The organism is Mariniradius sediminis, assembly GCF_021491425.1.
GTDB classification, from domain to species: domain Bacteria; phylum Bacteroidota; class Bacteroidia; order Cytophagales; family Cyclobacteriaceae; genus Mariniradius; species Mariniradius saccharolyticus.
Genome location: NZ_JAKEVZ010000014.1, coordinates 106,466 through 113,380, shown reverse-complemented (window position 1 = coordinate 113,380; position 6,915 = coordinate 106,466). Strand labels below are relative to the sequence as shown.

General features: G+C 49.3%; 4 protein-coding genes. All 4 read right to left on the bottom strand.

What is annotated here, in order from left to right; genetic code table 11:
- Nucleotides 1–175: 175 nt before the first annotated feature.
- Genes L0U89_RS16780 through L0U89_RS16765 form a run of 4 tightly spaced genes read right to left on the bottom strand, consistent with a single transcriptional unit; the run spans nucleotide 176 to nucleotide 6,831 of the window.
- Entirely contained in the window at nucleotides 176–910 is a 735-nt protein-coding gene (locus L0U89_RS16780; protein WP_234862574.1) for a sugar isomerase domain-containing protein, read from the bottom strand.
- Between the two features lie 2 nt (nucleotides 911–912).
- Entirely contained in the window at nucleotides 913–3,054 is a 2,142-nt protein-coding gene (locus L0U89_RS16775) for a c-type cytochrome domain-containing protein (protein WP_234862573.1), read from the bottom strand.
- A gap of 14 nt (nucleotides 3,055–3,068) precedes the next feature.
- Complete coding sequence (locus L0U89_RS16770) at nucleotides 3,069–4,520, bottom strand: DUF1501 domain-containing protein (RefSeq protein ID WP_234862572.1); 1,452 nt, start codon at nucleotides 4,518–4,520, stop codon at nucleotides 3,069–3,071.
- A gap of 1 nt (nucleotide 4,521) precedes the next feature.
- Nucleotides 4,522–6,831, bottom strand: coding sequence for a PSD1 and planctomycete cytochrome C domain-containing protein (locus L0U89_RS16765; RefSeq protein ID WP_234862571.1), 2,310 nt, complete (start codon nucleotides 6,829–6,831; stop codon nucleotides 4,522–4,524).
- Between the last annotated feature and the right edge of the window lie 84 nt (nucleotides 6,832–6,915).

Sequence of the window (6,915 nt, the reverse complement as noted above, 5' to 3'; positions counted from 1 at the left end):
TCCAACTCCTCAACCACATGCTTCTTGAAGCCAATACTGTACCGCTTGAATTCCCGAACCGTTTTTGTCATATTTAACCTGATTTTAGTCTGACCTCTTCTGTCAAGCTATTTCAGGACATGTCACTAGTCTCTCGCTTCTCGCATCTCGCTTCTCGCATCTCGCTTCTAATCCCTCACAGCCCCTTAATCACCCCCTTGTACTTCGCTATCAGGGCGTCATTGTAGGCTTCGGCACCGTCGGCGTTGGAGCTGCTGAAAATCTCGGGATCTTGGCCATTCTTCACCATAAGTGTTGCGGCTTGCACCATGATGCCCTGCAGCAGCATAGTCACGATAATGGTGGAAGTGGGGCCGACTTTGTAGGGATATCCGGGAATGGACACCGCCGCATCACCGATTTCGCCCAAGTTGTCAAAAAACACATCCGCTACTTCATAAAGTTTGAGGCCGGAGGGATGCCTTGAAGCCACGGATTGGCTATGTTGGAGGTTGGTGATGACGATGACCTTGGCACCCGCGGACTTAGCGATCATGGCCATGTCTATGCTGACGGTATTGCGTCCAGAATTGGAAGAGATGATAAATACGTCCTTTGGCCCGATGGGATAGTCCTGCAGCAGCTGCTCTGCATAGCCGCTGAGTCGCTCCATTTCTGTGCTGCGTGATGCGTCCTTGTGCAGCATCAGCGCCTCGTCCAAGATCGGCCTGACCCGGGCAAATCCTCCCGCACGGTAATATATCTCCTCAGCAAAAATATGTGAATGTCCTGTCCCCGAGGTGTAGATGAATCCGCCTTGACCCAAAGCCTCAGCTACCCACTTGGCAGCCAATTCGATTTTTTCAGATTGTTGGGGCAGGGCAGCGACTTTTTGGCTGATTTGCTCCCAGTATTGCTTGTAGGCTTCCATGATCAGTTGATGAGGATTTCGTCCACGAATACCCAACCCCTTTGACCTGCGCCGGGATGCCAGCTTGGGATCGGATTGATAGGGGAGAGCCGAACTTTGACCTTCCGTACGCCGCTCTTTTGGATAGGATACTCTTTGAGAAATAGTTGGCTTTCTCGTACCTGCGTAGGCATCTCGGGTGTTTCCGAACTCAGGACTTGGAAATTTCCGCTTTCATCAGCAACCCAGATTTCCACCTTGGCCGGAGGGAAGATGTAAGAACCTTCCGCAGATAGCAAACTAAAGGCAATGTTTTGAATCTCTTTTGGGTCTGCAAACCCTAGCTCTATCTCAAAGGGTGTGTCCTTAAATCCCAGCCAATTGCCTGAACTGAAGTCGATGTCTCCTTTTTCCAAATCAAAAAGCGTTTCAGCGCCTTTGCCTTTATAGCGGTCACTTGGCGGGTAAGTTAGACTAATTTGGTCTGGTCGGATGCCTGATTTCAGGAAAACAGTCTGTCGTTCGGGACTGCCCAGCCAGCCTTGTGCAAATGCTCTGGCTTTGAGGTTTGCGCTCTTTTCGAGGAAAAACGGACCTTCATAGACGATATGATTGGAACTGTCGGGAGTGGAATTGTCCAGTGTGTAGAATACTTTCACCGATCCGATCGGGTGCTTCATCGTCACCTGCACCTTGTCCTGGAATATCGTCTTTTCAGATTCAATGACGGGCGCATTGAGTTGGTAAAGCCTGCCATCGTCTTCGAATCCCGATTCGACACGGGTGTCGGGCAAGGAAGCGCTCAAAGTCGTGAGTTGGCTCGCCGGTAATTGCGTATTCCATACATAAAGTTCAGCCAGGTTTTGCATCTTACCCAGATGGCTGACAGCATCCTCCGAGAGGGGGTTGCCGCTGAGAGATAGCTCTTGAAGGTGTTCGAGCTTGGTCAAGCTGCTGAGTCCGAAACCGTTGATGCCCGTAAAGTTGAGATTGAGTGTTTCCAGATTGGGGAATTTTGCCAATTTATCGAGATCAGCATCCTTCAAAGGCATGTTTTGAAGGTTGAGGTCCACGACCTGCTCCCTGATTTTGGAGAGTTCGTCCAGGGAATTGGAATTGAATTGGGACTTGCCAAAGAAACTCACCCGTAAGCCGGGAGAATCCGGATAAATGGCCTGGATTACCCGGTATTCATTGTTCAGCTTCGCTATAGTGCCTTTATCGGCAAAGGGGAAGTCATAGGTTTTCCGGTCTTTGTCATCAAATAGACCTTTGGCCAGGGTGAAGAAGGTGCTTTCTTGGGGATACTGGTTTACCTTTTTGTCAAAACGTGCAGAATCCAAGACCCATGCCTGCAGCAGTTCGATTTCCTGCTCGGTCAATTGGATTTTGCCTTTGGGTGGCATGTGTTCTTCATCTTCCATGGGCAGGAATATGCGGTGTAGCAATAAGGATTTTTCCCAATTGGCGTTGTCCAAAGCCGGCCCAGTTTCCCCGCCCGTGAGGAAAAACTCCATTTCGTCCAGCCTAAGCTCCCCTTTCTTCTTGTTGGGGCCGTGGCAGGAAATGCATTTTTGTTCCAAAATCGGTTTGATCACGTGGTCAAAGGCCAATGCTTCTTCCAGTGGCACCTCGGGCTTTTCTTCCAACTTTGCGAGCGGTGCCAAAAGGTAATCCGAACCGTGGGTGATATTCGCACCCAAATGCCCCGCTACGAGTACCAGGGCCAAGGCAAACAGCGAACTGAACTTGGCAGCTTGGATTTTATTCTTTGTCCAAAAGAAATACCATAGCGTGCCCGTCCAAAAAACCCCTAAACCGGTCCATTGGTGGGGAAAGAGCAGGTCTTCTTCATATCCGCCCTCTGCGCTGAGAAATAGCCCCGCCAAGACCGTGAGTCCAGTCAAGACCAAGCTCGCCAAAAAGAGGAAACGCAACGCCGATTTGGTTTGGATGCCCAACCAGTTTGGGTACCAAAAAAGCAATCCTGTCAGAAAAAGAAGTACGATCGGAAAATGCAGTAGCAGGGGATGCATCCTTCCTACCACTTCCAAAAACACCGGTAGGCTGATGAAGTTTTGGCCGATGGTAAGGATCAGGACAATGCCATGGAGTACGATAAGGACGTTTTCTAGAATGGGTATAATCCTTTGGTTTTCAGTCATAAAATCAAATACTTTTAAACCAAAATATCTTTTACCACATGTCCGTGTACGTCAGTCAAGCGGTACCTTCTACCCAAATGTTTATAGGTCATTTTCTCATGATCGATACCCATCAAATGGAGGATCGTCGCTTGGAAATCATGGATATGGACCGGATTTTCGACGATGTTGTAGCCAAATTCGTCCGTCTCACCATAGACGATGCCTGGCTTCACGCCACCACCCGCCATCCAAATCGAAAATGCGCGCGGATGGTGATCGCGTCCGTAGTTGTCCACTTTGATGGTGCCTTGGCAGTAATTGGTCCGGCCAAACTCACCACCCCAAATGACCAAGGTCTCGTCCAAAAGCCCCCTTTGTTTCAAATCCGTAATCAATGCGGCCGAAGCCTGGTCCACATCCTTGGCTTGTCCCCGCATCTCGTTGGGCAGATTGCCGTGTTGGTCCCAGCCTTGGTGGTAGAGTTGGACGAAGCGGACGCCATTTTCGGATAGTTTCCTGGCCAAAAGGCAATTGGCTGCATACGTACCCGGAATCAAGCAATCAGGTCCGTACATTTTGATGATGCTGTCAGGTTCCGAAGATATGTCAGTCACTTCAGGCACAGCCGTCTGCATCCGGAAAGCCATTTCGTACTGTTGGATTTTGGCTTGGATTTCGGGATCGCCATAGGATTCGTAGTTCAAGGAATTGAGTTCTGAAAGCTTGTCCAGCATCTTGCGACGATCCTCACGGCTCATGCCTTTGGGGTCTCCGAGGTACAAGACGGGATCTTCGCTGGCTGAAAATTGCACACCTTGGTGGACTGATTCCAAGAATCCATTGGTCCAAAGTTTGGAATACACGCCCTGCCCGTTCCCCTTTCCACGGCTCAGAAGCACACAGAAAGCCGGCAAGTTGTTGTTTTCACTACCCAAACCATAGCTCAACCAAGCGCCCATGCTGGGTCTGTTGCCGACTTGGGCTCCGGTTTGGAAAAACGTCAAAGCGGGATCGTGGTTGATCGCTTCGGTATGCATGGACTTGATGATACAGATGTCATCCACCACCTTGGCAGTGTAGGGGAAGATCTCCGAAATCCATGCCCTTGATTCTCCGTACTGATTGAATTTATAATAAGAGCCCACGAGTGGGAAAGCTGTCTGGCCCGCTGTCATGCCCGTTAGCCTTTGGCCCATGCGAATAGAGGCAGGAAGTTCCTGTCCCATGCGCTCATTGAGAAGGGGCTTGTAGTCAAATGTTTCCAATTGGGAGGGCGCTCCATTTTGGAAAAGATAGATTACCCTTTTCGCCTTTGGCGCAAAATGCGGGATTGCCGAAAATAGGGCATCCTCTTCCTGTTTCCTTTTGAACAAATCGGGAATCAAAAGACTACCTAAAGCCAAACTTCCCACTCCCAAACTCAGCTTCGAAAGAAACTTCCTCCTGTTTTGGTTCAACCCGTGTTCCAACTGTTCTTTTTCCATATTATACCTTGGTAATGGCTTCTTCCAAATTGTAAATTGTCATAATCACCTGCATCAGTGCCGCGGATTCAGCGTGGATTTCCTTTTCATCCAGGGGATATTCGCCTACCTGCATCAAGTCTTTTGCTTTTTCCGGTTCATTAACAAACCGCTCATTTTCCTCTTCAAAATAGGACACTAAAATATCCAGCTCCTTGGTGGAGGGTTTTCGACACATGATTCGTTGGAAAGCCTCCTCTATCCCGGCTTCAGCATCCGGTTTTTCTTTATGGATTTTGGTCGCCAACACACGCGCGGCTTCCATCATCAGCGGATCGTTCAGCATGACCAAAGCCTGCAGCGGCGTATTGGTACGCCCTCTGTTTACCTCGCATTGGTCCCTGTTGGAGCCATCGAATATGATAGGCATCGGCGGAGGGGAGGTAAGCTTAATAAAGGTGTATAGACCCCTGCGGTATAGTTTTTCGCCCTTGTCCTGTTTATAGGTCTTTAATTCACCCCGGCCGGAAGTTGCCGCTTCCCAAAGTCCTTCGGGCTGATAGGGTTTCACGCTTGGTCCTCCGATTTTTGGAACCAAAAGCCCTGAACTGGCGAGCATCAGGTCCCTCACGTTTTCGGCGGTAAGCCGAAGCCGGGGCGCCCTGGCGAGGTACTTGTTGTCAGGATCGATTGAAAGCTTCTTCTGGTCCACCTTGGAGGACTGCATATAGGTGGCTGAAGTCAGTATTTTTTTGATCAACCGCTTGGTGTCCCAGCCATTTTCCCTGAAATCAACTGCCAGCCAATCCAAGAGCTCGGGATGCGAAGGCAGATCGCCCTGCATGCCAAAATCCCCGGTAGACTTGACCAAACCTTGTCCAAAAATTTCCTGCCACATCAAATTCACAAATACACGTGAGGTCAGTGGGTTTTTGGCATCCGTGGTCCATTTGGCCAATCCGAGGCGGTTTTTTGGAAAATTCTCCCCAAAATCGAGGATGCTTTCTGGTGTATTTGGCTTTACTGGCACTGTGGGAGCGTCGTAGACACCCCGCGCCAGGATATAGGTCGTACGTACCGTGTCCAACTCTTCCATGACCGATACCATCAACTTGCTGGTATCGGGATGGTTGATGAAGGTCAGCAATTGGTCGATGTCATTCCTTTCGATCCAGAGAATCGGTGTCTTCGCAGGTTTTGATTGGGATACGTCACCTTCATACCCTTTTTCTGGTGTGTTATTGAAAAAGGCAAAAAGCTCGTAGTAGTTCTGCTGTGAAATCGGATCATATTTATGATCATGGCATTGGGCGCATTCCATCGTAATGCCCAAGATTCCTTTGCTAAAGGTATTAGTCTTGTCAAGGACATACTCAATGCGGTATTCCTCGGGAATCACGCCGCCTTCTTCGGTATACTTGTGGTTTCGGTTGAAAGCGGTGGCCAAAATCTGCTCCTTCGTTGCATTGGGCAGCATATCGCCGGCAAGCTGCCAAGTCAAAAACTGGTCGTAAGGAAGGTTGTTGTTGAATGCATGGATGACCCAGTCGCGATAGGGCCATTGGGTGCGCACGTTGTCGTCTTGATATCCGTAGGAATCGGAGTAGCGAGCGATATCCATCCAAAGCACGGCCATTTTTTCTCCAAAAGCCGGTTTGTCCAGCAGTTGGTCAACCATTCTGCTGTAAGCATCGGGACTTTCATCTTTTTCAAACTGGGCCATCATTTCCGGCGTGGGCGGAAGGCCGGTGATATCCAAACTGATGCGCTTCAGCAACTCAGCTTTGGTCGCGGTCTCATTCGGCTTAAGTCCCTTTTGCGACATCTTTGCCAAAGTGAAATAGTCGATTTCATTTTTTGGCCAATCTTCGTCCTTCACTTTTGGAAGTGGGGCCTTTTTAGGAGGAACAAAGGCCCAATGGGGTTCATATTGAGCACCTTCCTTGATCCATCGTTTGATAAGCTCAATCTCTTCCTGCGTCAAGGCCAGATTGGACTCCGGGGGAGGCATTTGAGTATTTGGGTCTTGGGAAATGATGCGGTGGTAAACTTCCGATTTTTCTAAATCACTGGGCACGATGGCGAATTTGCCCGGATTTTCCTTGAGGGCGGCAAATGCCGCATCGGCGAGGTCCAATCGCAACCCGGCTTCCCTTTTGTTGGCATCGGGGCCATGGCAGGCAAAGCACTTGTCCGAAAGGATGGGCCGGATATGAAAGTTGTAGCTGAGCTGTTCATCGCTTCCCAAATCCAACTCAGAAGAGGAATTGTTGGAGTTGCATGCCAAGTGAAGGCAGATGGGAAGAATTAGGATATACCTCGTGAGACGCATGGAAAAGACCTATTTTGGGTTCAGATGGCGAAGGTAATTTGCTAAAAAAATCGAACAACTTCAATCGCTTGCATAAAAAGTTTA